At 68.3% G+C, this 25,175-nt stretch carries 22 protein-coding genes; 14 read left to right on the forward strand and 8 right to left on the reverse strand.

The genetic code is table 11. The features are described from left to right. Positions 1-130 precede the first annotated feature (130 nt). The 9 genes from ssd (at position 131) to ACIA58_RS09635 (ending at position 8,104) form a co-directional block, all read left to right on the forward strand. Positions 131-1,207: a septum site-determining protein Ssd gene (ssd, locus tag ACIA58_RS09595; RefSeq protein ID WP_396403133.1), complete on the forward strand. Its 1,077-nt coding sequence runs from the start codon at positions 131-133 to the stop codon at positions 1,205-1,207. 21 nt (positions 1,208-1,228) lie between these two features. Continuing rightward, positions 1,229-2,404 (forward strand): TadA family conjugal transfer-associated ATPase, encoded by a 1,176-nt coding sequence (locus tag ACIA58_RS09600; protein ID WP_396403134.1) that lies wholly within the window; start codon positions 1,229-1,231, stop codon positions 2,402-2,404. Then, on the forward strand, positions 2,401-3,249 hold the full coding sequence (locus ACIA58_RS09605; RefSeq protein ID WP_396403135.1) for a type II secretion system F family protein: 849 nt from the start codon (positions 2,401-2,403) through the stop codon (positions 3,247-3,249). The genes ACIA58_RS09600 and ACIA58_RS09605 overlap by 4 nt, the downstream gene beginning before the upstream one ends. Positions 3,250-3,274: 25 nt before the next feature. After that, positions 3,275-3,991: a type II secretion system F family protein gene (locus tag ACIA58_RS09610; RefSeq protein WP_396403136.1), complete on the forward strand. Its 717-nt coding sequence runs from the start codon at positions 3,275-3,277 to the stop codon at positions 3,989-3,991. A gap of 294 nt (positions 3,992-4,285) precedes the next feature. Next, positions 4,286-4,489: a DUF4244 domain-containing protein gene (locus ACIA58_RS09615; RefSeq protein WP_396403137.1), complete on the forward strand. Its 204-nt coding sequence runs from the start codon at positions 4,286-4,288 to the stop codon at positions 4,487-4,489. A 63-nt stretch (positions 4,490-4,552) separates the two neighbouring features. Next, complete coding sequence (locus ACIA58_RS09620; RefSeq protein WP_396403138.1) at positions 4,553-4,969, forward strand: TadE family type IV pilus minor pilin; 417 nt, start codon at positions 4,553-4,555, stop codon at positions 4,967-4,969. Then, positions 4,966-5,484, forward strand: a complete 519-nt coding sequence (locus ACIA58_RS09625; protein ID WP_396403139.1) for a pilus assembly protein TadG-related protein — start codon at positions 4,966-4,968, stop codon at positions 5,482-5,484. Before ACIA58_RS09620 ends, ACIA58_RS09625 begins: the two co-directional genes overlap by 4 nt. A gap of 195 nt (positions 5,485-5,679) precedes the next feature. After that, complete coding sequence (locus tag ACIA58_RS09630) at positions 5,680-6,300, forward strand: response regulator (RefSeq protein ID WP_396403140.1); 621 nt, start codon at positions 5,680-5,682, stop codon at positions 6,298-6,300. A 1,471-nt stretch (positions 6,301-7,771) separates the two neighbouring features. Next, the gene (locus ACIA58_RS09635) at positions 7,772-8,104 is read left to right on the forward strand and encodes a hypothetical protein (protein WP_396403141.1); all 333 of its coding nucleotides are present in this window, start codon (positions 7,772-7,774) and stop codon (positions 8,102-8,104) included. Between the two features lie 367 nt (positions 8,105-8,471). Here the strand turns inward: ACIA58_RS09635 and ACIA58_RS09640 are convergent, their stop codons facing one another. From ACIA58_RS09640 to ACIA58_RS09675, 8 genes are all read right to left on the reverse strand, one after another. Next, entirely contained in the window at positions 8,472-9,719 is a 1,248-nt protein-coding gene (locus ACIA58_RS09640; RefSeq protein WP_396403142.1) for a CehA/McbA family metallohydrolase, read from the reverse strand. A 61-nt stretch (positions 9,720-9,780) separates the two neighbouring features. After that, a complete protein-coding gene (locus ACIA58_RS09645) occupies positions 9,781-10,881 on the reverse strand; it encodes an ABC transporter ATP-binding protein (protein ID WP_396403143.1) in 1,101 nt (366 codons plus the stop codon). Next, entirely contained in the window at positions 10,881-11,723 is an 843-nt protein-coding gene (locus tag ACIA58_RS09650; protein WP_396403144.1) for a carbohydrate ABC transporter permease, read from the reverse strand. Before ACIA58_RS09650 ends, ACIA58_RS09645 begins: the two co-directional genes overlap by 1 nt. Further along, a complete protein-coding gene (locus tag ACIA58_RS09655) occupies positions 11,720-12,628 on the reverse strand; it encodes a carbohydrate ABC transporter permease (protein WP_396403145.1) in 909 nt (302 codons plus the stop codon). The genes ACIA58_RS09650 and ACIA58_RS09655 overlap by 4 nt, the downstream gene beginning before the upstream one ends. After that, complete coding sequence (locus ACIA58_RS09660) at positions 12,628-14,058, reverse strand: extracellular solute-binding protein (protein WP_396403146.1); 1,431 nt, start codon at positions 14,056-14,058, stop codon at positions 12,628-12,630. The genes ACIA58_RS09655 and ACIA58_RS09660 overlap by 1 nt, the downstream gene beginning before the upstream one ends. A gap of 585 nt (positions 14,059-14,643) precedes the next feature. Next, positions 14,644-15,411 (reverse strand): hypothetical protein, encoded by a 768-nt coding sequence (locus ACIA58_RS09665; RefSeq protein ID WP_396403147.1) that lies wholly within the window; start codon positions 15,409-15,411, stop codon positions 14,644-14,646. A gap of 319 nt (positions 15,412-15,730) precedes the next feature. Continuing rightward, positions 15,731-16,132, reverse strand: a complete 402-nt coding sequence (locus ACIA58_RS09670; protein WP_396403148.1) for a hypothetical protein — start codon at positions 16,130-16,132, stop codon at positions 15,731-15,733. Positions 16,133-16,312: 180 nt separating this feature from the next. Then, positions 16,313-18,643, reverse strand: coding sequence for a DEAD/DEAH box helicase (locus tag ACIA58_RS09675; protein ID WP_396403149.1), 2,331 nt, complete (start codon positions 18,641-18,643; stop codon positions 16,313-16,315). A gap of 204 nt (positions 18,644-18,847) precedes the next feature. On the opposite strand from ACIA58_RS09675, the gene ACIA58_RS09680 reads away from it, so the two are divergent. From ACIA58_RS09680 to ACIA58_RS09700, 5 genes are all read left to right on the forward strand, one after another. Beyond that, positions 18,848-19,177, forward strand: coding sequence for an STAS domain-containing protein (locus ACIA58_RS09680; RefSeq protein WP_350279391.1), 330 nt, complete (start codon positions 18,848-18,850; stop codon positions 19,175-19,177). 225 nt (positions 19,178-19,402) lie between these two features. Next, positions 19,403-21,706, forward strand: a complete 2,304-nt coding sequence (locus ACIA58_RS09685) for a sodium-translocating pyrophosphatase (protein WP_396403150.1) — start codon at positions 19,403-19,405, stop codon at positions 21,704-21,706. A 128-nt stretch (positions 21,707-21,834) separates the two neighbouring features. Next, positions 21,835-23,034 (forward strand): DUF4142 domain-containing protein, encoded by a 1,200-nt coding sequence (locus ACIA58_RS09690; protein WP_396403151.1) that lies wholly within the window; start codon positions 21,835-21,837, stop codon positions 23,032-23,034. A gap of 270 nt (positions 23,035-23,304) precedes the next feature. After that, a complete protein-coding gene (locus ACIA58_RS09695) occupies positions 23,305-24,297 on the forward strand; it encodes an ABC transporter ATP-binding protein (protein WP_396403152.1) in 993 nt (330 codons plus the stop codon). A gap of 1 nt (position 24,298) precedes the next feature. Further along, positions 24,299-25,063: an ABC transporter permease gene (locus ACIA58_RS09700; protein ID WP_396403153.1), complete on the forward strand. Its 765-nt coding sequence runs from the start codon at positions 24,299-24,301 to the stop codon at positions 25,061-25,063. Positions 25,064-25,175: the final 112 nt, after the last annotated feature.

Consider the following 25,175-nt stretch of genomic DNA (forward strand, 5'->3'; position numbering starts at 1 on the left):
CCGTTCCCGACGTGTTGGTCGCGGGCTCGTCGTGGCGGGTTCCCGCTGCTGACGGAAACCCGACAACGCTTTGTCCACAGGGATTCGCTCGTCTGCTCGAAGCAGGCCGAACAACGGCATCTTTCTAGGCATGGACACGAACTCACCAACCACCTCGGTGCTCATGGCAACTACCAACGAAGTCCTGCTCGACGATCTCCTTCGCCTGGCCGCGGCCGCGTCGATCACACCCCTGGTCGAGCCGGACCTGCACGGCCTCAGGCGCAACTGGCACAGCTGCTCACTGGTCGTGATCGGCCGCGACCTGGCCGAGCCACTGGCCCGCCTCCAACCCGCTCAACGATCAGGAGTCGTGGTGGTCGGCTCAGCACTCGACGGCGACGATCTCTATCGCTGCGCCTTCGACGTCGGCGCGGACGTTGTCTGTCGCCTGCCCGACGACGAGTCCGTTCTCGCCGGCAAACTGGCCGACGCCTTGGACGGCGTCAGTCGCACAGCCGTCACGCTTGCCTTCGTCGGCGGCTGCGGGGGAGCGGGCGCCACCACGCTCGCCGCTGCCGTTGCAGTCTTCGGCAACCGGCGCGGATTCCGGACGATGCTCATCGACGGCGATCCACTCGGCGGCGGCATCGAGCTTGCCTTGGGCATCGAACGCGATCCGGGTGACCGCTGGCCCAAGCTCCTCAACGCCTCCGGCCGCGTCAGTGCGGCCGCCCTCCGCTCGGCCCTGCCATCCGTCGACGGCCTCGCGGTTCTGTCCTGGGATCAGTCCGACGTCACCGTCCTCCCGCCGGACACGATGAGCTCGGTGATCGGCGCCGCCCAACGCAGCAACGACCTGGTCGTCCTGGATCTACCCCGCCGCGCCGACCCCACCGTCGAGGAAGGCTTCATCCGCTCCACCGCCACCCTTCTCGTCGTCCCCTGCGACGTCCGCTCAGTAGCCGCCGCCAAACGCCTCTCCGGGCCGCTCCGCTCCGTGGCGGGCGACCTCCGCGTAGTTGCCCGCACCTCCCGCCCCGGTCTGTCACCCGCCGACGTAGCCGCTCATCTCTCCTTGCCTTTAGCAACGAAACTCGCCCCCGACCGCACCCTCCCCACCGCCATGGACCAAGGCCACTTCACCCCCACCCCCCGAAGCCCTCTGACCCAAGCCGCCACCACCGTGCTGGACCTCTTCAACCTTCCCGAACCAACACCCGCCTGACCGCCCAGAACTGGTGATCTCGTGACAACTACGGCCGTCCCCACCGACCTACTCGACCGCGTCCGCGGCACCCTCGCCCTGACCGGAGCCGCACCAACTCCCGTTCACGTAGCAGCAGCTCTCCGAGCCGACGGCACCATCTGCGGCGACGCCATGGTCCTGGCGGTCGTGACCGCCCTCCGACGCGAAGCCCTGGGCGCCGGCCCCCTCGACAGCCTCCTCGCCGAGCCGGGCATAACCGACATCCTCGTGAACGGCCCCGACGAGGTCTACATAGACCGCGGCAACGGACTGGAGTTCGTCGCCATCCGCACCGGCGACGAGCCCGCGATCCGACGCCTCGCCACCCGCCTAGCCGCCGCAGCAGGCCGCCGCCTCGACGACTCCACGCCGTACGTCGATGTCCGTCTCAACGACGGCACCCGCTTCCACGCCATCCTCGCCCCGATCGCAGCCCCCGGCACCTGCCTGTCCCTCCGCGTCCCCTCCCGCAAGGTCTTCACCCTCGACGCCCTGGTCACAGCCGGCGCACTGCCCGCAGCAGGCGTGCCGATCCTCCGCGACCTCCTCGACTCCCGCCTCGCGTTCCTCATCAGCGGGGGCACGGGTACCGGCAAGACCACCCTCCTCAACTCCCTGCTCTCCCTGGCCGACCCCTCCGAACGCCTGGTCCTGGTCGAAGACGCCAGCGAACTACGCCCCGACCATCCACACGTCGTCCGCCTCGAGGCCCGCCCGCCCAACGTAGAAGGCAGCGGCGAGATCTCCCTCCGAGACCTGGTCCGCCAAGCCCTCCGCATGCGCCCCGACCGCCTGGTAGTAGGTGAGGTCCGCGGCCCAGAAGTCGTCGACCTCCTGATCGCCTTGAACACCGGTCACGAAGGCGGCTGCGGCACCATCCACGCCAACTCGGCCGCAGACGTCCCCGCGCGCCTCGAAGCTCTGGGTGCCCTGGCCGGCCTCACCCGAGAAGCCGTCCACAGCCAAGTCTCCTCGGCCTTACACGCTGTGATCCACCTGACCCGATCTCCGGCCGGCCACCGCCGCATAGCCGAAGTCCACACCTTCGCTCACCACTCCAACGGCCGCCTGACTACCCATCCCGCCGTCACCTTCCACCCCAACAACACCCTCACCCTCCACCCACCCGCTCACCTCTTCACCAACCTCCCTCAGCCCGCAGCCGGTGCCGCATGACCCCCGCGTTCCTCGCCGCGCTCCTAACCCTGCTCACCTGCGCCCTCGCTCTCCCGCGACCAGCCGCCGCCCTCCACCGCCTACAAACCCAATCCACCAACCGCTTGCGCCCATCACTGGCCCAGGCACAACCCAGCGCCGCGGACAGCCAACCAACCCGCGGTCTCGGTACGCGGCTAACCCGCGCCGGCCTCCTCGCGCCTCCGACGGCCCTAGCCACAGCGATCCTCGGTGCCCAAGCCCTTGTCTCAGCTCTCGCGATCTCCGCCGTACTGATCCTCATCGCCAGCCAACGAACCCAGCATCAGCACCAGAAATCCACCGCAGCCCGTCGCGCGAACATCATCGAAGCCCTCGACGTCCTGGCCGCCGACCTCTCCGCCGGCCGTCCACCCATCACCGCCCTCGAAGGCGCAGCCTCCATCAGCCCCGACCTAGAAGTAGCCCACGCCGCAGCCAAGCTCGGCGCTGACGTACCCACCGCGCTGATCCAAGCCTCGAACAACCCAGGCGCAACAAGCCTCCGAGCCCTGGCCGCCGCCTGGCGCGTCACCGAAGAGTCCGGCGCCGCCTTCGCCGCCCTTACCGAACGCCTCGCCAACTCTCTCCGCGCCGACGAAGCAATCCACCGCCAAACCGAATCCAGCCTCGCCGGCGCCCGCTCCACCGCCCGAATCCTCGCCGTCCTCCCGGTCTTCGGCATTGCCCTCGGCTACTCCCTAGGCGCCCACCCCCTCACCTTCCTGACCGCCACCCCAGCCGGCTGGCTCTGCCTGACCGCCGGCCTAGCCCTCACCGCCGCAGGTCTCCGCTGGACCACCCGTCTGTCCAACCACCCGACCTAACCACCCGCCTCCCAGAGGTCCGCGCATGCCTCACACCCTCGCCGCCCCCATAGCCGTTGCCCTAAGCACCTATCTCCTGATCCCGCCCCGTCCCAACCTCCGCCGCCTGACCCAACCCCGACCCCGCACCCGCCCTCGAACCCCACCCCTCCACCGCCTCGCCGCAACCATCACGGCCCTAGGTGCCCTACTCCTCATCGGCCTCCCCTGGGGCACGATCCCAGCCGCCGTTGCCTGGTACGCCGTCCCGCGGGCCCTCTCTCGCCTGGAACCGGCCGCCACCAAGCAACGGAACGCCCAGCTGACAAGCGATCTCCCGCTTGCCATCGATCTCCTGACCGCCTGCCTCCGAGCCGGCCGCCCACCCCAACACGCACTGGCCCTGGTAGCCGAAGCCCTCCCCGGTCCCCTAGCCGACCTCTTCACCAAGATCGCCCGCCACCTGACCCTCGGCGCGGACCCAGCCACCGCCTGGGCTCACCTACGCGCCGAGCCCGCCTGCGCCCCCATGGCCCGAGCCATCACCCGCTCGCTCCGCTCCGGCGCTCCACTGTCCAAAACCCTCGAACACTTGGCCGACGAAACCCGCCGCTCCCATCACCACGCCGCCGACCAACAAGCCCGCGCCACAGAGTCCCGCGCAGCCCTCCCGTTAGGCCTCTGCTTCCTCCCAGCCTTCGTCCTCCTCTCAATAGTCCCCACCATCGCCGACTTCTTCGTCCCCTACCTCACCAACCTCTAACCCCGTAATCCACAACCCCAAACTCCCCAGCAAAAACCCAACCCCACAACGGCATGTTGTCAACAAGCCCCGCAACTACCCCGACCCAGGAGATCCCAGATGTCCATCTCAGTAGTGGCCCCCAGCAACCATCTCCCTATCCACCGCCCGCACACTCCGGAGCCCCACGCTCAGACCGCTGCCCGCATCCCCGAGCCCACCGACACCCACACCTCCGAGCCTGTCCACACCCAGACCGTGGAGCCCGTCTGCTCCCACACCCCCCAGGATTGCCGTCCTCGCACCCTGCGCCGCATGCGCACTCGCACCTTCAGCGCCCTGCGCGCTCGTACGGAACGCGGCGCCGCAACCGCCGAGTACGCCGTAACCATCGTCGCCGCCTGCGGCCTCGGCGGAATCTTGGTAGCTCTCCTCAAATCCCCGCTGATGCAGAACGCCCTCAAAGCCCTCATCAACTACGCCCTGAAGATCGCCGGCGTAGACGGCGTCCACCTCTAACCCCCAAACCGGCGACCGGTCGGCCCGACCCCTCCCCGACCGGTCGCCACCCAAGGACTCAAGATGCCCAGCCGACCCCCGCGCACAATTCAAACCAACGGCTCCGATCGCACCAACAACTCACGCCGCACCGAGCGAGGCGCGGTCACCGCGGAGCTGGCGATTGCTCTCCCCGTGCTGCTTTCCCTGCTCCTGCTAGGTATCTGGTCCATTGGTCTCGTCGTACTCAACATCCGCTGCATCGACGCCGCTCGCGACGTGGCGCGCGCGGTAGCCCGCGGCGAACCACCCGATCAAGCGAAAGCCATCGGCCACCGCACCATCCCAACCGGCACCATCACCATCACGCGCGAAGCCTCAGACATCCACGTAACCGTCATCGCCACTCCGACCCACACCCCACCTCTCCTCGCCCTTCTAACCCCCACCCGCCTAACGGCAACCGCCACCCTCCAAGCCGAACCAGAGGCGGCCCCATGACCCACTCCGAAAGAGGCAGCGCCACCCTCCACACCCTGCTCGCCGCGGTACTCCTCCTCACAGCCGTAGCCGCAGCCACGATCTGGTCCTCCATCTCCACCGCCCGCCACAGACTGACCGCCGCGGCAGACCTGACCGCCCTAAGCGCCGCCCAATCCCTCGCCACCACCCAAGCCGACACGTCACCCACCAACCCCACAAACTCTCCGTTGGCGACCGAGCCAGCACGGACCGCCGAGGTCGCTCAGACCACCGACTCCGGACGCACGAGCGAGGTCTCACTGACTACGCAGCAAATTCCTGCCAAGGGCCCGCCGAGTGCTGATCAACCTCCGCCCGTCACGCCACCTGCCACACCCTGCGAGGTCGCCGCACGAGCAGCGATCCTCAACAAGGTCAGGCTCGCCAACTGTGACGTGACCAGCAACGCTGTAACCGTCGTGGTGTCACTCGAGCTCAACCTTCCGGTGGCTCACCCGACGCTCACGGCGACCTCCCGAGCCGGCCCGCTCTGACCCCGTCCGCTGTCGGTCAGCCGTCGATGTGCCGAGCCCGGTCCTGGTGTGGTCGCGATCTGGTCGCAATCTGGTAGAGATGCCGCGTTGATGTGGACGACGTGCGGGACCGCGCTCCATGATCTGGAACCGAGTCCTGCTCATGTTCCCGGACGTACTTCCCCGACGCCCGGACAGCTACCTCGGAGGTCCCGCTTGCCCGACCGGATTCGGCTGCTGCTGGTCGATGACCAGATCCTCAGCCGAGGTTTGCTTCGCAGCGGTTTGGAGCGCGAGCGCGATCTGGAGGTCGTTGCCGAGCTCAACAGAACCGACGACGTCGTCGGTGCGGCGAAGCGACATCGCGCCAACGTCGCTCTACTCGACGCGGGCGGACCGGGCAGCGACAGCATCACCGTTACCACCAAGCTCCGTACATCGATGCCGGAGTGCCGGGTCGTCATGCTCACGACGTACGGTCGACCGGTACACCTGCGCCGTGGACTCGACGCCGGCGCCAAAGGGTTCGCGTTGAAAGGCTGTCCGGCACCCCAGCTCGCGGATGCCGTACGCCGGGTGCACCTGGGCCTCCGCGTCGTCGACGCAAACCTGGCCGCCGAAACCCTCCAATACTCCGAGACCCCGCTGAATGAGGGCGAAACCGAAACCCTCCGCGCAGCCCGCGAGGGCGGCTCCGTCGCGCTGATGGCGCGCAAGCTCGATGTCTCCGAGCGCGTAGTCCGCACCCGCCTCTGGTCCGCGATCGGCAAAACCGGAGCCCGCACCCGCTCCGACGCCATCCAACGAGCCGAACAAAACGGCTGGCTCCTCGACTAACCCCAACCACAACACCCGGCCCCTCCCACCCACCTGCTCCCGCATACCCGCCCTCGCGCATCCGCTTCACCGCGCGTGCTGCGACCCGCCTTCTTCGGCGTACCTTGCTCCGAGTACCTGCTGCGGGTACCCGCACCTCCCGAGTACCCGCTCCCCGCGGCACCCGCCCCCGCAGGCCTGTTCGGGCGTACCCGCCTCCGGCCGCACGTGCTGCCGCGCGCCTGCTTCGGCGTACGTGCTGCCGGTGTACCTGCTCCCCGCCGCCGGCCTCGCGCACCCGCCTTCGCGTACCGAGTCCCGCACGCCTGCTCCCGCACACCTGCTCCCGCGCATCGGGTCCCACTCGCCTGCTCCCGGCGTACCTGCTCCCGCGTACCTGGTCCGGCATACCTGCTCCCGGCGCGCCTGGTCCGGCGTGCGTGCTGCCGCGCGTCTGGTCCGGCGTGCCTGCTTCGGTGGGCTTGCTCTCGGCGGACCTGGTCCCGCGCCCCCGCCGCCCTCGCGTCCCGGCTCCCGCGCAGCTGCTCTCGGTCCCACTCCTGCTCCGGCGCACGTGCCGCCGCGCGCCTGGTCCGGCGTACGTGCCATCGCGCTTGCTCCCGTGTACCTGCTCCCGCGCTCCCCGCCACCGCCCTCGCATACCGGGTGCCGCCTACCTGCTCCCGCGTACCGGGTCCCGCTCGCCTGCTCCGGTACCTGGTCCGGCGCGCCTGCTCCCGGCGTACCTGCTCCCGCGCCCCGCCGCCCTCGCGTCCCGGCTCCTGCGCGGCTGCTCTCGGGTCCCTCGCCTGCTCCCGCGTACGTGCTGCCGCGTACCTGGACCAGGCGTACGCGCTGCCGCGCGCTGGTCCGGGCGTACCTGCTCCCGCGCCCCGCCGCCCTCGCGTCCCGGCTCCCGAGCAGCTGCTCTCGGGTCCCACGCCTGGTCCGGCGTACGTGCTGCCGCGGCTGCTCCTGCTCCGGCGGCCTACTCCCGGCGTACCGGGGCCCGCTTACCTGCTCCGGCGTACGTGCTGCCGGCGTACCTGCTCCCACGCTCCCAGCCGGCGCCTTCGCGCACCCGCCCTCGCGTCGCGGCTCCCCCTGCACCTGCTCCCGACGAACCGGGTACCTGCTCCCGGCGTACCTGCCGCCGCGCGCCTTCTACGGCGTACCTCTCCCCACCAGCTGCTTTGCCCCAGCTGCTTTGCACCAGCTGCTTTGCACAGCCGCGCCCCCCCAGCTGCTTTGCACCAGCCGCTCCCACCGGCCGCTCCGCCGAGGGAGCTCCGTCTTTGCGAGCAAGTGCGTTCCGCTGCGTACGAGGTCGATGGGTGGTGAGGGGTTGGCTCGGGTTGTGTGCGCGTCGGGTGGTTGGGGTGGGTGTTGGTGGGGGGAGACTGGGGCGGTGGACGGTGGGCGGAGTCGGGTGGTTGTGGTTGATGCTGCCAACGTGGTGGGGTCTCGGCCGGATGGGTGGTGGCGGGATCGGGTGGGGGCTGCTCGGCGGCTGCTTGTGCGGGTTGCTGCTTTGCAGGAGCGGTTGCCGGAGACGGAATTGGTCGTCGTACTGGAAGGCGCTGCTAATCGGGCGGCATCCGGGGAGGACGCGCCTGACACCGGACACGTTCGGGTAGTGCTCGCGCCGGCGTCTGGTGACGACGCGATCGTGGATGTGACCGCGGAGGTTGTTGGGCAGCCAGACCATCCCGAGGTCACCGTCGTCACAGCAGACCGCGGCCTACGCCAACGCGTCGAACCCATCGGCGCCACCACCACCGGCCCCCGCTGGCTCCTCGACCAGCTCGACGACCTGCCGAAATAGCCGAGCATCGCGGCGACCTCAAGCGACCTGGCCGATGCTGACCCGGGATCTACGCGTGATTCGCCTGATTGCCCGTCGTCCGCTTGTGCGGACCTTTCCGGCGTCCTCGGCCTGTGAGGGAGATGTGTGGCCGGCGTCGGTCATGTGTGCTGGTCGCCTGGCTCCGGCATGCGAACACGTGCCGTCCCACTCGATCGCCACCGGCGCCACCGTGAGTACCAGGGCAGGCCCGCTGGAGGCGGCGGTTGTCCTGGCCGCCGCGTAGGCGCCGGCATGCGGAGACGCTGCCGTGCACCCCGTGGCGCACTCCGCGCCAGCACGAGCACCTGAGCCAACGCGAGCCCGCCGCCGGGTTAACCCGTTCGGGTTAGGCGCAGGCGGATAGGAATTCGCCGGTGTGGGTTACGAGGAGGTGGGGGCCGGGACCGGCGGGGAGGTGGGCTTGGGTGGAGTTGACGGGGTGGCGGGTGCCGTCGGGGGAGATGACAAGGGTGTTGGGGGCGTCCAGGGCGACGAGCTCGTCGTCGACTCGTACTAGGACGGGCGCGGTGTAGGACCAGGAGAGGGCGGTTCGGCCGGCGGCCAGGGCTTCCAGGGTGGCAGCGGGCAGTTCGTTGGGGCCTTCGGCGGAGGCGTCGATGGCGATCCAGGTGGTGGGGGTGCCGGGTGGGGTGATGGACGTGGGGTTGTGCCAGTCGCTGCCGCCGATGGGCGTTGTGGCTTCGAGGTCCCAGGCCTGCCACCAGGCGATGGGGCCGCCCCAGGTGTGGTCCAGCCAGGATGAGTGCCAGATCTCGGCCAAGGGCGGGTGTTCGGGGAGCGGCTGGCGCCAGGAGCAGTCGCCGCCGAGGGGGTGGTTGATCGAGAGCAGCCCGCCGCGGCGGGCGACTTCGGTGACCCAGGTGGCTGCCGGTTTGCGGAAGTCGATCGCACCGATTTCACCGAAGGCGTTGGCGTGGCCGGTGTCGGTGGTGACTTCCTGGCCGGGGATGAGGCCGATGCCGAAGCGGTTGCTGAGGGTGGGGAGTTCGGCGTGGTGGGCGACGGTGTTGTGGTCGGTGACCGCGAGTACGTCGAGACCGGCCGAGGCCCCGAGTGCGGCGAGGTTGGCGATCGGGGTGGAACCGTCGGAGTGGAGCGAGTGAGCGTGGAAATCACCAGCGATCCACTTCAGCCCGGAGGAGGCGGGCAGGGTACGGCGCGGCGGCCGTGGTGGTACGGCGATGGCGGCGGAGGCGTCGGCGTACTCCGTGAGGCCGGGGATGGTGGTGACCGGCCCGGTGGTGGCTTCGACGAGGAGTTCTACGCCTTCGAGTGGGACTCGGTGGAGGCCGAGGATGATCCACCAGGTGCCTGGCTCGAGGTCGCCGGGCACGTAGCCGGGGGTGGCGGCGTCGGGCGTGATGGCGAAAGTCTGACGGGCGCCGCCGGACCACCCGCGCCAGCCGGCCGCGCCCTCGCACCCGATGTCGATGACGGCGCCTTCGACCGGCGGGACGGTGAGGGTGACGAGGAGGCCGGGGCAGTCGGCCGGGATGTCGACGGGGAGCGAGTGCCAGACCGACTCGGCCCGATCGTCCAGCGTCCAACGGCGGCGATACGAGGTCACGGCCATCAGACGATCTCCCAGCTCTTCGGCGTCGAGCGGTGGTGGCGGTGGTGGGGGTGGTGGTGCATTAGGCGACGGGGGCCGGTTGGCGGGCCAGGAGTTCGCCGGTGGCGCGGTCGTAGAGGAGGACTCGGCTGGCGGGGGCGGTGAGGACCACCGCGCTGCCGGGGGAGGGTTCGGTCTCTTCGGGAACGGTTACGCCGACGAGGGTGCCGTCGCAGTCGACGGTGACCAGGGACTGGGTGCCCAGGTTCTCGGCGACGACCACGACGCCGCGGAGGGCGGGACCGCTGATGTCACCCGACGCGACGGTGAGGTACTCCGGCCGGATGCCTACCGTCACCTCGGCGTCGGTCGGAACAGAAACCGTGGTCGCAGGCAACGAACCACCGGCGACGGCGACCACACCGCCGTCCGACGCGGAGGTCACCTTGCCGGGCAGGAGGTTCATCGGGGTCGAGCCGATGAAGTTGGCCACGAAGGTGTTGGTGGGGCGGGCGAACACCTCGCGGGGGGAGCCGAGCTGGCGGAGCTTGCCGGAGTCCATCACGGCAATGCGGTCGGCGAGAGCGAGGGCTTCGGCCTGGTCGTGGGTGACGAAGACTGTGGTGATGCCCAGGTCGCGCTGCAGCTTCTTGAGGAACGTACGGGCCTCGAGGCGGAGCCGGGCGTCGAGGTTCGACAGCGGCTCGTCCAGCAGCAACACCTTGCCCTTGGAGGCGATGGCGCGGGCCAGAGCGACACGTTGTTGCTGGCCTCCCGACAGCTGGGCGGGCTTGCGCTCCAACAACCCCTGCAAGGACAGTTCGCCCGCGGTGTGCGTGGCGACCTCGGAGCGGGTGGCCGCGGCGACGCGGCGTACCTTCAAGGGATAGGTGATGTTCTCGGACACGCTCATGTGTGGGAAGAGCGCGTAGTCCTGGAAGACCATCGCCACGCCGCGCTTGCCCGGCTCGGTGCGGGTGACGTCGGCCGCGTCGATGCGGACGGTCCCCTCGGTGGCCGCCTCCAGGCCGGCGATCGTCCGGAGCAGTGTCGTCTTGCCGCAACCGGACGGGCCGAGCAGGGCGAAGAACTCGCCGTCGGCCACGTGCAGATCCAGCCCGTCGACGGCGCGGACGCCGTTCGGGTAGACGGTTGCCAGGCCTTCGATGTCGATGCCCGCCATCAGCTCTTGATCCCTCCATGGAAGCGGAACCCGTACCGCGAGTTCACCAACAGGTACAGCACGACGACCGGGATCGAGAACAGCAGCGAGAACACGGGCAGCACCTGCAGGTTCACACTGCCACCTTCGTCGGTGAGGGTCTGCATCAGCACCGCACCGGGCTGCTTGTCGATCGACCGGATGAGCAGGAAGGGCACCAGGAAGTTGCCCCAGGAATTGACGAACGCCCAGACCATGATGGTCGCCAGCCCGGGCCGTGCGACCGGGAGCACGACGTCGCGCAGGATCTGGACCGTGGACGCGCCGAAGACGCGCGCCGACTCCTCGTACGACTTCGGCACCGCGTCGACGAAGTCCTTCAGGATGAAGATTGCTGCTGGCAACAACCCGCCGGTCATCACCAGCGCGACCCCGAACCGGGAGTCGATCAGCCCGAGCTGGAACATCATCACGAAGATCGGCACCATCGCGGCCGTCCCGGTGACGACCGACGACAGCAGCAGCAACCCGTACAGCAGCGCGTCCCGCCCGGGGATGCGCACCCGGGACAAGGCGTACGACGCCAGCGCCGCGAAGGCCGTCACCGCAACAGCGGTCGTCACGCAGATCAGCAGCGAGTTGACCATCGAGTGCATCGCATACGGATGCTCGAACGTCTTCCGGAAATTCTCCAGCGTCCAGTCCGGCCAATGCACGCCGAGGCCCGGCGAAGCGTCGAACGGCGCCGACGCGATCCACAGCATCGGTACGGCGAAGAACAGCGTGATCGCACAGATCAGCACGTAGAAGCCGATGCGCCGCAGGACGAAGGAGGGGGTTGGCGGCAATGACCGCGTGCTCATGAGCGCCTCCTCAGCAGCCGCAAGTAGACCAATGAGACCAAGAGGTTCGCGATCAGCAGCAGGAACGAGATCGCCGACGAGTAGCCGAGCTCACCGCCCTGCAGTGCGACGTTGTAGATGTAGACCGGCACTGTCTCGGACTCGTGGTTCGGTCCACCCTTGGTGAGCAGGAACGGCGAGAAGTCGTTCGCCGTCCACAGCGAGATCAGCAGCGTGTTCGTCAGCACATGCCCGCGGATGTGCGGGAAGACTACGTCCCGCAGCGCCTGCCAGCCCGATGCCCCGACCATGCGCGCCGACTCGAGCTGCGACGGCGGAACGGCCTGCAGCGCGGACGAGTAGAGCATCATCGAGAACGCCGTACCGCGCCAGGTGTTGAACACCACGAGACAGGCCATCGGGTAGTCGATCAGCCACGCGGTTCCCGGCGTATTCAGAATGCTGTTGAGTGTGCCGCCGTCGCGGTCGTAGAAGGCGACCCACAGGTACGCGACCACCGTCGACGGCAGGATCCAAGCCAGCAGCGTGAACGCCTCGACCGTACGGCGAACCGCCGGGCGGGCCCGTCGAAGAATCCAGGCCAGCGTGAACCCGAGGACGTTCTGCCCGATGATCGCGGAGCCGAGGACGAACACCAGCGTCAGCCACAACGCGTTGTGGAACAGCGCGTCGTTCAGCGCCTTCGTGTAGTTCGACAATCCCACGATCGACGGCGAGACGGCCTCGACACCGGTCAGCCGGTAGTTGGTGATCCCGATGTAGATCGTCCAGACCGCGGGAAAGATCAGGAACGCGCCGATGAGCAGGAACGCGGGAGCGACGAAGCCGAAGGCCCGGCCGATGCCGAGCCCGGCCACGTCCCGCGCGGGGGCACGATCCCGCGCGGGCGTAGTAGCGGAGGCCATCAGTTGCTGGTGACCTTGTCCTTGCTGCCGGCCGCTGTCTCGACCGCCTTCTCGTACGCCGTCGCCGCCGCGTCTGTGCTCTTACCGGCGACGACGTCCGCGGTGGCCTGCTGCAGCGCGGCCGAGATCTTCGGGTACTCCGCCAGACCCGGACGGAACTGGGTGATCGGCAGGACCTTCTCGGCGATGAAGCTCAGCATCGGGTCGCTCGCCAGCACCTCACTGTTGACGTCTGACCGCTGCGTGATCTTGGCCGCTCCGTCCAGCGAAGCCTTCACCATGTCGGCGGAGTTCATGAACTGCAACAGCTCCCACGCCTGCTGCGGGAACTTCGTGTTCGGGTTGATCACGGTCGCGCCGCCGCCCGACATCGACACGAAGTCCTGACCCTTGACGCCGGCGCCTGGCTTGTTGGCCGGGATCATCGCCCAGCCCACCGCGGTGTCGCGGTCGGCCATCTTGGCGACACCCTGCTTGGGCTCCACCACGCTGCGCCAGAAGTAGTCGCTCTCACCCAGGATGCCGATCTTGTTCGCCGCGAACTCGGCGAACGACTTGTCCCGGCCCTTGGCCTCCTTCTGCAGCACAGGGTCGCCGAGACCGGTGCTGTAGACCTGGTGGTAGAAGTCCAGCACCTGCCGCAGTTGCGGGGTGTTGCCCAGCCACTTGCCGTCGGAGTTGATGGTCGCGCCGGTGCCGACCAGCAGCGGCAGGATGCCCTGCATGGTGGTCGCCTCGCCCATCGCGGTGCCGGCGTTGATCTGGATCGGCGTGACGCCGGGCAGCTTCTTCAGCGCCTGGCCGGCCGAGATGATGTCGTCCCACGACTTCGGCTGCCAGTCGGCCGGCAGTCCGGCCTGCTGGAACAGTTTCTTGTTGAAGTACAGCACCCGGCCGTCGGTGCCGCCCGGGACGCCGTACCGCTTGCCGTTGTAGCTGCCGAGCGCCTGGACCGATTCCGGGATCTGCTTCCAGCCGTCCCAGTCGTTCACCTTGGCGGCGTCGCCGACGGTGTCGGTGAGCGGCTTGATGTACCCGGCCTGGGCGAACTCGCCGACCCAGATGCCGTCGATCTGGAACAGGTCCGGTCCGGACTTGTTCGACAGGTCGAGCGACAGCTTCTGCTTGTAGACCTCGTCGTCGGAGCCGTCGCCCTGGAACTTGACCGTGACGTCGACGCCCTTGCCCTTCTGGTCGGCGACGAACTTCGGGATCAGCACGTCCTCGGTGAACGTCGCCCCGGCGCTGCTCTTGCCGCCCTTGACCGAGTTCGAGCCGATGGTCAGCTCCACCTTCTTGGCGTCGGCGTTGCGGTTCGCGTCCTGGCCGCTGCTGGTGTCCTTGTCGGACGAGCCGAGGCATCCGGTGAGCAGGGCGAGGGCGGCGGCGCCGAGCACGCCGGCGGTGGTCAACCGCGAGAGAGATCGCATCAGGGCTCCTAGCAAAAAGTGGTCCAGCGAGACTGCCGGTCAAACATTGGCACTCTCGGGCGACTATGTGAAGACTTTTGCCCAACCCGGGGAAGAACGTTGTCAGGTGCTATAGGCAACCAACCGCGGACTGTCAAGCCGGGATCCCGTGGTGTGCATTGCGGAAGAGTTAAAGGATGCTCAAGGTTCTGTGGCAACAGGTAGTTGAGTAGATACAGACAGTGAAATTCGGAGCTACTGTCTTGCCGACCGGTTCAGTGGATCGGAGGTGAAAGACATGGGGCTGCTCCACGGAGTTGCTTGCCTTCTCGACGACCTGCTTGATCACTGCCATCACTGGTGTTGGTGGTGACCGTGGCCGCCTGGTGACGGCCGCGGACCTGACGGCCGAGCGGTGACGACGACGCCGGGCTCCCGCTGACGCGCAAGCAGCGAGGATTCCGGGCGTCATCCCCGAGCACCGACCGCCCGTCGTTCGATTCACCAGAGACAACTGAATGGCATACGACGATCCGAAGGAGAGAGAACGGCCGGCCCCGACATGATGTCGGGGCCGGCCGTCTGTCTGGCTGGAACCTCCTCGGGTCAGCTCTGCGCCAGCTCCATCATCTGCTTCGGCAGCACCGTCATCTGGGCCGGGATCGGCAGCTGCGGGCGCAGCAGCGTCAGCAGGCTGGCCGCCGCGCCCGCGATCGGCAGTGGCAGGGCCAGGCCCAGCGACGCCAGCAGCGCGTTCACGAGCGCCAGCACCGCGCCCAGGATGTCCAGGCTCGGGATCGGGAGTCCGCTCCAGGCCTGGATCGGCGTGCCGGCAGCGTTCATGCTGCCGGTCGGTTGTGCCTGCTTGGCCTTCCCCTTGCCAAGCAGTGATGTGAGGGCGAGACCGCTGGCGGCGTTCACGAACGTGCCGACGTTCTCGTCGTAGCTCCACTTCTGCCCGTCACCGTTGCGGCAGGGCAGGACCAGCAGTGGCGCGGCGGCCGGAACCTTCGCCAGGTCCGCACCGCTGTCCAGGCAGGCTCCGGTCGTCGCAAGGGCGCCACCGACGCTCTTGCTCATCGCGACCTGCAGCTGGCCGGACTCGGTGTAGATCCACTCCTGGGTCTTGCCCTCCTTACCTGGAGCACACGCCATCATGACGGCCATCGGGACCTTGGCGGCCGCGACGAACGTCAGGCAGTAGCGCGTGTCGGAGCGGGTGGCGATCTGTTGTGCCACGCCCACCGTGACGCCCGGTGCCTTCGAACCGCCGGAGACGGGGTTGGCAGCCTGGGCCGGTACGGCGGTGGCGAGTGCGACGCTGACCGCGAGTACTGCCACGCCGGTGCGGCTGAACAGCTTACGGATGATCAAGACAACCTCCAGAGGTCGTGCTATCGCAACGAGCGTCAGGTCGTCGGGACCCCGTGCGCATGCCGGTACGCCGGCAGTGACTCAGCGCGACGTTGACGCCACAACAAGTAAGGCACAGGTGCGACCGGGGAGGTTATGCCGATCTCGCGAAACTTGATGCCAATGGCAACTAACTGCCATCCCGATCTCGTTGCGCAAGGCATCGAAATCGGGCTGCCGGGTCGCCGTGCGACCGCTGTGAGGTGATCGAGATATTACGGCAATTCGGTGATGTTCCGGTAGTTCAGCGAGTTAGTTGATGCCATAGGCAACAGAGTTGTCAGTGCGGCTGTTTGGTGTCATTGGGGTCCGGGGCGAGCTCCTGCTCGGTGGCCAGACGCTCGTCCGCCGGTGTATCCGCAGTGGTCTCCAGAGTGGGCTTGGAGGCGTCACCCTCGGTGATCTCGCCGCCGACGGTGTCACTCGGCGTGGTCGATGCCTGGGCGCGGAGCTCGCGCATCTCCTTACGCCGGCGGTAGCCCCGGCCGAGCCCCTTCTTCAGCAGCCACAGCCCGACGATCAGTGCGGCGCCGGCGAGGGCGCCGAGGAAGAACAGGGTCGGCACCGAGACGCCGAAGTCGACACCGAACACCTCGAGCTTGGTGGATTCGGTCGACGACACCGAGACCCCGAGGCCGAAGAGCACCGCGAGGGCGATCAGAACAATTCCAAGGACGGCCATGGCAAGCTGCCTTTCCGCCGGCTTCAGGCCGGCCCTTCAGGCTTAGAGGGGGTCTGGGGACCGTGCGCCTACTGCGCGGCACTCGGCGGCGCACCTCGCTGCACTGAAGGCGAGGGCACGATGCTCCGCATCGAACCCTCGCCTCCAGCACACCGAGGCACCCCACCGAGCACCTGCTCGCTACGGCTCACGGTCCCCAGACCCCCTCTCACTGCTCAGCAATTCGGAGAGCAGCGCCACCGCGCCGCTCTTGTCGAGTGGGTTGTTCTGGTTCCCACACTTGGGCGACTGTACGCACGACGGGCAGCCGTCCGTACATTCACAGTGTGCAATCGCCTCGCGTGTCGCGGTCAACCACTCGCGCGCCGCGGCGTACCCGTGTTCGGCGAATCCGGCCCCGCCGGGGTGGCCGTCGTACACGAAGACGGTCAGGCGGCCGGTGTCGGCGTGCCGGGCTGTGGACACGCCGCCGATGTCCCACCGGTCGCAGGTCGCGAACAGCGGCAGCAGGCCGATCGACGCGTGCTCGGCGGCGTGGGCCGCTCCCGGCACGTCGCCCAGCCCGAGCGCCTCGACCGCGGTGTCGGGCATCGTCCACCAGACCGCCTTGGTCCGGAGAGTGCGCTCGGGCAGGTCCAGCGGCTGCTCGTCGAGTACGTCGCCCGTCGCGATGAGCTTGCGCTGGTACGAGATGACCTGGCTCGTCACCTTCACCCAGCCGCGTGACAACTCCGCACTACCCCAGTTGCACGTCTCCTCGGTCGCCAGGATGCTGATCTCGGTCGTGTCCCGTGCGAACGTCGTGTAGTCCGGCGAGGCGGGCTCGACGACAGCGGCGTGCTCCTCGAGATCCAGTGACCTGACCAAGTACGACTCGCCGGCGTGGACGTACACGGCACCTTCGTGGACCGACGAGTGCGCCGAGCCGCCGTCGACCGTCCCGAGCAGACGACCCGTCTGGTCCTCCACGATCTGAACCGTCTTCCCACCGGCAGACCGGATGTCGATGGCGTCCACAGCGCGCTCCCGGCGCGTCCAGAACCAGCCGTGCGGCCGCTCCCGCAGCGCGCCTTGCTGCACGAGCTGGGCGATGATCCGCGGCGTCGTCTCGCCGAAGATCTCGAAGTCGTCCGGGGTCAGCGGAACCTCCTGTGCCGCCGCGCACAGCTGTGGCCCCAGGACATAAGGGTTCTCCGGGTTGAACACCGTCGCCTCGACCGGTCGGCCGAAGATGGCACCCGGGTGGCGCACCAGATAGGTGTCCAGCGGGTCGTCGCGCGCGATCAGCAACGCCAACGCGTCCCCGCCGGCTCGACCTGCCCGCCCAGCTTGCTGCCACAGCGATGCGCGCGTGCCGGGCCAACCAGACAGCAGTACGGCGTCCAGTCCGGCGATGTCGATGCCCAGCTCAAGCGCATTGGTAGCCGCGACACCAGTCAGCTCACCGCTCTGCAGCATCCCCTCGAGCCGTCGGCGTTCTTCCGGCAGGTACCCGGCCCGGTACGCCGACACTTGGTTGGTCAGCGTCGGGTCGATCTCTGCCAAGTTGTCCCGGGCTGTCATCGCTACCGACTCCGCACCGCGCCGCGAACGGACGAACGCGACAGTCCGGACACCTGTGACGACCAGATCGCTCAACAGGTCAGCCACCTCGGCTGTGGCGGAACGGCGTACCGGTGCGCCGTTCTCACCACGCAGAGAGGTGAGCGGTGGCTCCCAGAGGCCGAAGGCGATGCCACCGCGCGGAGAGCCGTCCTCGAGTACCTCCACCATCGGCAGGCCGGTCAAACGTTCGCCTGACACCGCCGGCTCGGCAACGGTGGCCGAAGCGCAGATGAAGATCGGATGAGCGCCGTACTGCGCGCAGACCCGCCGCAGCCGACGCAGTACGCCGGCGACATGTGCACCGAAGACGCCGCGGTAGTGGTGGCACTCGTCGACCACGACGTACTGCAGGCAGCCCAGAAAACGCGCCCAGCGTTGGTGATTCGGCAGGACCGACCGGTGCAGCATGTCCGGGTTGCTGAGCACGTACGTCGCGTGGTCGCGCGCCCAGTCGCGCTCCGTCCGCTCGGAGTCTCCGTCCAGCGTCGTCGCCCGCAGGCCAGGCACCGTGTAAGACGAGACCGCGCGGAGCTGGTCGTGGGCCAGCGCCTTGGTCGGAGACAGGTACAACAAGGAGGCCGTCCGGCGATGTGGGGACGCTGCCTGCGCAATGCTCAACGTGGCAAAGGCCGGCAGCAGATAGCCGAGTGACTTGCCCGACGCCGTCCCGGTCGCCACAACGACATGCTTCCCGCTGTACGCCGCTTCGGCCGTGGCGACCTGGTGGGTCCACGGCGCCGTGATCCCGGCGTCACGCAGCTGGCCGAGCACCTCGTCGGGAACCCAGCGCGGCCAATCGCACGTTTGACCCAGCCGCGGCGGCACGGACTCGACGTGCGTCAACCGGTCGTCGCGACCAGCGGCCAGGCGCTTCAGGACAGCCTCCGCCTCACCACCTGCACGCATACCGTGAGCCTAGTGCGCGGCACGGACAGCAATCTGCTGAGAACGAACTGAGCGTGCACGTGCTTCGTGCACGGTCGGATGCACACGGCTTTTTGCGGAGGGGAATCGACTTCGGTCTGACGAGATGAAAGAGTTTTCGGTAGCGGGTCTCACTCACGGTCCGTACATGGTTGAATGCAGCAGTTCACGGGATCGGAGGCCGAAGTGGATCTGTCGCTGACCGCGCGCGCCGAGGGCGGGCGGACCGTCATCGAGGTAGCGGGGGAGATCGACGTCTACACCGCACCGAAGCTCCGCGAGAAGATCGCCGCGCTGGTCGACGAAGGGGTCTACGACCTGGTCGTCGACCTGGAACGCGTGGAGTTCCTGGACTCCACCGGCCTCGGCGTTCTCGTCGGCGGACTCAAACGGGTGCGCACCCACGACGGATCACTGTCCCTGGTCTGCACCCAGGAACGGCTGCTGAAGATCTTCCGGATCACCGGCCTGACCAAGGTCTTCGACATCCATCCGGACGTCGCCTCGGCGATCTGACGCCGGCGAATCGAAGCGAAAAGGTGTCCCCGGTGCTACGAAGAGTGAGCTGCTTGCTCAGGCACCCGGGTATGGCGTAGACCACCCTGTCGTCAGGTCTGGTCGGGAACCCGTTAGAGTAGCCCACCGCGCCAGTCCATTGGCGCTGTGTCGTATTTCCCCAACCCTTCGGTTGCGGCAGACGGGGGCCGTCACGCCTGGATGGGTTGCCTACAAGGAGGACGGATGTCCGCACGGCTTGTGCCACAAGCGGTGGATCTTTCGTCGAGCAACACCACACTGGTGATCGTCGTCGGGGTGATCGCGATCCTCGCGGTCGTCATCGCGATGGTCTTCCGGGGCCAGGTGCTTGCCGCGAACGATGGCACCGAGAACATGAAGACGATCGCCGCGGCGGTTCAGGAAGGCGCCTCGGCGTATCTGAACCGGCAATTCCGGACTCTGTCCATCTTCGCCGTGGTCGCCTTCCTGCTGCTGTTCCTGCTGCCCGCGCACAGTGACGGCGACAACGGGACGGCGCTGAAGATCTGGCGCTCGATCTTCTTCCTGATCGGCGCGGGCTTCTCCGCGACGATCGGCTATCTGGGCATGTGGCTCGCGACGCGCGCCAACGTCCGGGTCGCCGCGGCCGCCCGCGACGAGGGCCGGAACCCCGCGATGCGGGTCGCGTTCCGCACCGGCGGCACCGTCGGTATGGCGACCGTTGGCCTGGGCCTGCTGGGCGCCGCCGCAGTGGTGTTCTTCTTCAAGGGTGACGCCCCGACCGTGCTCGAGGGCTTCGGTTTCGGCGCCGCGATGCTCGCCATGTTCATGCGTGTCGGGGGCGGTATCTTCACCAAGGCCGCCGACGTCGGCGCCGACCTGGTCGGCAAGGTCGAGCAGAACATCCCCGAGGACGACCCGCGCAACGCCGCGACGATCGCCGACAACGTCGGTGACAACGTCGGCGACTGCGCCGGTATGGCGGCCGACCTGTTCGAGTCGTACGCCGTGATGCTGGTGGCCTCGCTGATCCTGGGCAAGGCCGCGTTCGGCGAGCAGGGCCTGATCTTCCCGCTGATCGTCCCGACCATCGGCGCGATCACCGCGGTCATCGGCGTCTTCCTGACCCGCCCGCGCACCGGCGAGAACGGTCTGCGCACGATCAACCGGGCGTTCTACATCTCGGCGATCATCTCCGCCGTGCTCTGCGCGGTGGCAGCCTTCGTCTACCTGCCGGGCAGCTTCAAGGACCTGACCGGCGCCACCGGGACGATCGCCGCCTACGACGGCGACCCGCGCCTGATCGCCACCGTCTCGGTGATCATCGGCATCGTGCTCGCGGCCGTCATCCTGGCCCTGACCGGTTACTACACCGGCACCGAGGACAAGCCGGTCAAGGATGTCGGCAAGACCTCGCTGACCGGTGCCGCGACCGTGATCCTGTCCGGCATCTCGGTCGGCTTCGAGTCGGCCGTCTACACCGCTGTGGTGATCGCGGCGGCCGTGTACGGCGCCTTCCTGGTCGGCGGTTCCGGTGTGGTCGCGCTGTTCGCGATCGCGCTGGCCGGTTGTGGTCTGCTGACCACCGTCGGCGTCATCGTCGCGATGGACACCTTCGGTCCGGTCTCCGACAACGCGCAGGGCATCGCCGAGATGTCCGGTGACGTGGACGGCGAGGCGGCCCAGATCCTCACCGAGCTGGACGCCGTCGGCAACACCACCAAGGCGATCACCAAGGGCATCGCGATCGCGACCGCGGTACTGGCCGCGACCGCGCTGTTCGGTTCGTTCACCGACGCGATCCGCACCTCGCTGGCCGACAACTACCCGAAGTTCGAGGCCGACGCACTGGTCTTCAACCCGGGCACGCTGGTCGGCATCATCCTCGGTGCGGCCGTGGTGTTCATGTTCTCCGGTCTGGCCATCAACGCCGTCGGCCGCGCCGCCGGCGCGGTCGTCTACGAGGTCCGTCGCCAGTTCCGCGACATCCCCGGGATCATGGAGGGGACGGGCAAGCCGGAGTACGGCAAGGTCGTCGACATCTGCACCCGGGACTCGCTGCGGGAGCTGGCCACGCCGGGTCTGCTGGCGCTCACCGCGCCGATCGCCGTCGGCTTCGGCCTCGGCGCCGCGGCCCTGGCCGGCTACCTGGCCGGTGCGATCGGCGCCGGCACGCTGATGGCGGTCTTCCTGGCCAACTCCGGTGGCGCCTGGGACAACGCCAAGAAGCTCGTCGAGGACGGCAACTGGGGCGGCAAGGGTTCGCCCGCGCACGAGGCCACCGTCATCGGTGACACTGTCGGCGACCCGTTCAAGGACACCGCCGGTCCGGCCATCAACCCGCTGATCAAGGTGATGAACCTGGTCTCGGTACTGATCGCTCCGGCCGTCGTCGGGATGTCCGCGATCGGCGACGACCCGAACAAGGCGCTCCGGATCATCATCGCGGTCGTCGCGGTGGTCATCCTGGCCGCCGCGGTCTACGTCTCCAAGCGCCGGGAGTCGGTCATCTCCGACACCCCGGCCGAGGTGAACGCGGCCGCGTAGTTCGCAGTACCTGATGGAGCGGCCCGCCGATCTGATCGGCGGGCCGTTCCGCATGTCTGGACCCGGACGGGTCACCGCTTTACTGTCGTCGGTACGACGAAAACGTCCGTTGGGAGGTGGCAGTGCCGATGTCTCCCCGGCGGGCGATCGCTTTGCTGCTGCTGGTCCTGGCGGGCCTGGCGGCAACCGCGCAGCCGGCCGACGCCGCGACGCCGGATGTCACCTACCTCAACACCGCCCACCAGCTCAATCTGACGATCATCCAGGCCGCCCACGCGGCGAATGCCCAAGGCCAGAGCTCGTGCGTGCGAAGCGTCGGCACGGTAATGGAACGCGACCATCGCCGGCTTGCCGCGCAGGAGTCCGAGCTCGCCGGCAGATTCGGCATCAAGCTGGCGACGCTGCCTTCACTGGCCCAGCGCGACCAGCTCGACGCCCTCGGAGCCAAGGCCGGGACCCCTGGGTACGACGCGGCGTGGCTCGCGTTGCAGCGGGAGCTGCACCAGCAGTATCTGAGGTTGATCGAGGGCGACCTGCCGAAGAGCGCCTCACCCGCCGTCGAGTCACTGGCCGACGGCGCCAAGCCTGTGGTCGAGATGCACCTGAGCATGGTGTCTGGGTCCTGTCGCATCGTCACCAGCAAGCCAGTGGTACCTACTGGCGACGGTGGACAGGTCGCCGACGCCCAGAAGGCGCGTTCGCGGGCCGCCCTGGTCCTCCTCGGCATCGGAGTCATCCTCCTGCTCGGCAAAGCGATCTCCATGCGCCGGCGTCTCCTCGGAGTGGCTCTGGTCGGAGCGGGACTGGTCATGGTGTTCGGAGGGCATCCCGGTGACAGCGGACAGGTTCCGAAGGCCGGGACGACTGCCGCGGAACGGGAGGCTGCGATTCCACCGGTCCGGGTCAAGCTGCAGGGTGTTGCGAACGCGCCGGTGCAGGCCGTTGCGACCGGTGCCGATGGCCAGCTGCAGATGCCCTCGTCGCCGAACGCCGTGGGCTGGTGGGCCGCCGGTGCGGCGCCGGGCTCGGACGGCGGCACCGTACTGCTGGCCGGCCACGTGGACACTGCGCGCGCCGGGCTCGGCGTGTTCGCCGGACTGTCGGAAGTGCCGATCGGCGCCAAAGTCTCGGTGACCGGTGGGGATGGCGACGTGCACCGGTACAAGATCGTGGCTCGTCGCGTCTATCCGCAGACTGCTCTACCGACAGACCTCTTCCAGGGTGCTGGGAAGCCTCGACTGGTGCTCGTCACCTGCACCGGCGCATACGACCACAAGGCGCACCGGTACTCCCACAACCTGGTGCTGTACGGCGTCCCGGTGGTCTGAGCCGTTTGGTAGTCACTTCCACCTGAGGCAGACCGAAGTACGGCAGGCTGTCGACTTTCGGCTGATGTGGTGAACCCCGTGAGTAGGGGATCGTCGGGGTCGTGGTCAGGGCTTTAACCGATAGCAGGCGGCGTCGGGCGGACGGCAGAATCAACCCACGGGTGGACACACCGGATCCGCCCGGGGTCCGATGATCAGGACCCCGGTGACCTCGATACTGAGAGCTACACAGTCCAAAACCAGGTGCGCCACCGAAAGAGGAGTACGGCGATGATCGAGGCAAAGGGCCTCACCAAGCGATACGGCGCAACAGTTGCCGTTGACAACCTGTCTTTCGAGGTGAAACCGGGGAAGGTGACCGGCTTCCTCGGCCCGAACGGGGCCGGCAAGTCGACCACCATGCGGATGATCCTCGGACTCGACACCCCGACGTCCGGCGAGGTCACGATCGACGGGCAGCGCTACCGCGACCTGCACAAGCCGCTGACGAAGGTCGGCGCGCTGCTGGACGCGAAGTGGGTGCACCCGAACCGCTCGGCGCGCGCTCACCTGACCTGGATGGCGGCGTCCAACAAGCTGCCGAAGGACTCCGTCGACAAGGCCCTGGAGATGGTCGGCCTGTCCGCGGTCGCGAACAAGCGGGCCGGCGCCTTCTCGCTGGGTATGTCGCAGCGGCTCGGTATCGCCGGCGCGCTGCTCGGTGACCCGGAGGTGCTGCTGTTCGACGAGCCGGTCAACGGCCTCGACCCCGAGGGCATCGTCTGGATCCGTACCTTCATGCACCGGCTGGCCGACGAAGGCCGGACCGTGCTGGTCTCCAGCCATCTGCTGTCCGAGATGGCGCTGACCGCCGAGGACCTGGTCGTCATCGGCCGCGGCAAGCTGATCGCGCAGAGCACGACGCAGGAGTTCGTCGACCGCGCCAGCGGCACGACGGTCAAGGTCCGGACGCCGCAGCTCGACCAGCTGGCCGGCGTACTGCACGAGCAGCAGATGGTCACCCGGATCGAGGACGTCGAGAACGAGGGCAAGGTCCTGTTCGTCGAGGGCGATCTGACCACCGACCAGATCGGTGAGGCCGCCGCCGCGCACGGCATCGTGCTGCACGAGCTGACGCTGCAGCGCGGTTCGCTGGAGCAGGCGTTCATGCAGATGACCGGTGACTCGGTCGAGTACCACGCGCACGACGAGATCGCTGCCGTGACCCAGCTCGACGCGCCGTCGGGCGCCGAGGTGGCCGCGGGTCCGAAGGAGGACAACTGACATGTCGGTGATCACTGTCGAGCGGATCAAGCTCTTCTCCACCCGCTCGCCGTGGTGGTGCATGATCGTCGCCGCCGTGCTGACGGTCGGGTTCGCGGCGCTGACGACCGGCTTCCTCAAGGGCGCCGACGAGCAGCAGGCGACGATCTTCATCACCCAGCCGGGCGCACAGCTCAGCCAGATGGTGATGATGGTGATGGCCGCGCTGGCCGTCACGACGGAGTACCGGTTCGGCACCATCCGGACCAGCTTCCAGGCCGTCCCGCAGCGCGCCGCGCTGCTGCTCGGCAAGACCGCGGTGGTCGCGTTCCTGTCCGGTGTCATCGGCCTGATCGCGTCCTTCGGCGCGTGGGCCGTCGGCAGCCTGTTCGCCAGCAACGCCGACCTGTCGATCAACACCGCGGCCGAGTGGCGGCTGCTGGCCGGTCAGGGCCTGATCTTCGCGATCTCCGCGGTGATCGCGGTGGCGGTCGGCATCCTGATCCGGCAGAGCGCCGGTGCGATCGCGATCCTGATCCTCTGGCCGCTGCTGGTCGAGAACCTGGTCACCCTGATCCCGAAGGTCGGCGACGACCTGGCCAAGTGGGCGCCGTTCGCGAACGGCAGCTCGTTCCTGAACCAGGGCCAGGACTTCGGTCTGGCCGGCGCGGGCGCCGGGGGCAGCGACTTCGCCCTGGGCCCGTGGTGGGCGCTGCTGTACTTCGCCGGCTGGGCCGCCGCGCTGATGGCGATCGCCCTCTTCTCGGCGAGCAAGCGCGACGCGTAGACAAGCCACCCCGGCCGAGGTTGAGGGGCCCTGGCCGGGGCATGGGGCCCGGTCGGGCTGAGGGGTCCTGGCCGCGACGGCCCGTGGTGCATCCGGGAGACCGGATGAACCA

This window comes from Kribbella sp. NPDC051586, from assembly GCF_044453965.1.
GTDB lineage: Bacteria > Actinomycetota > Actinomycetes > Propionibacteriales > Kribbellaceae > Kribbella.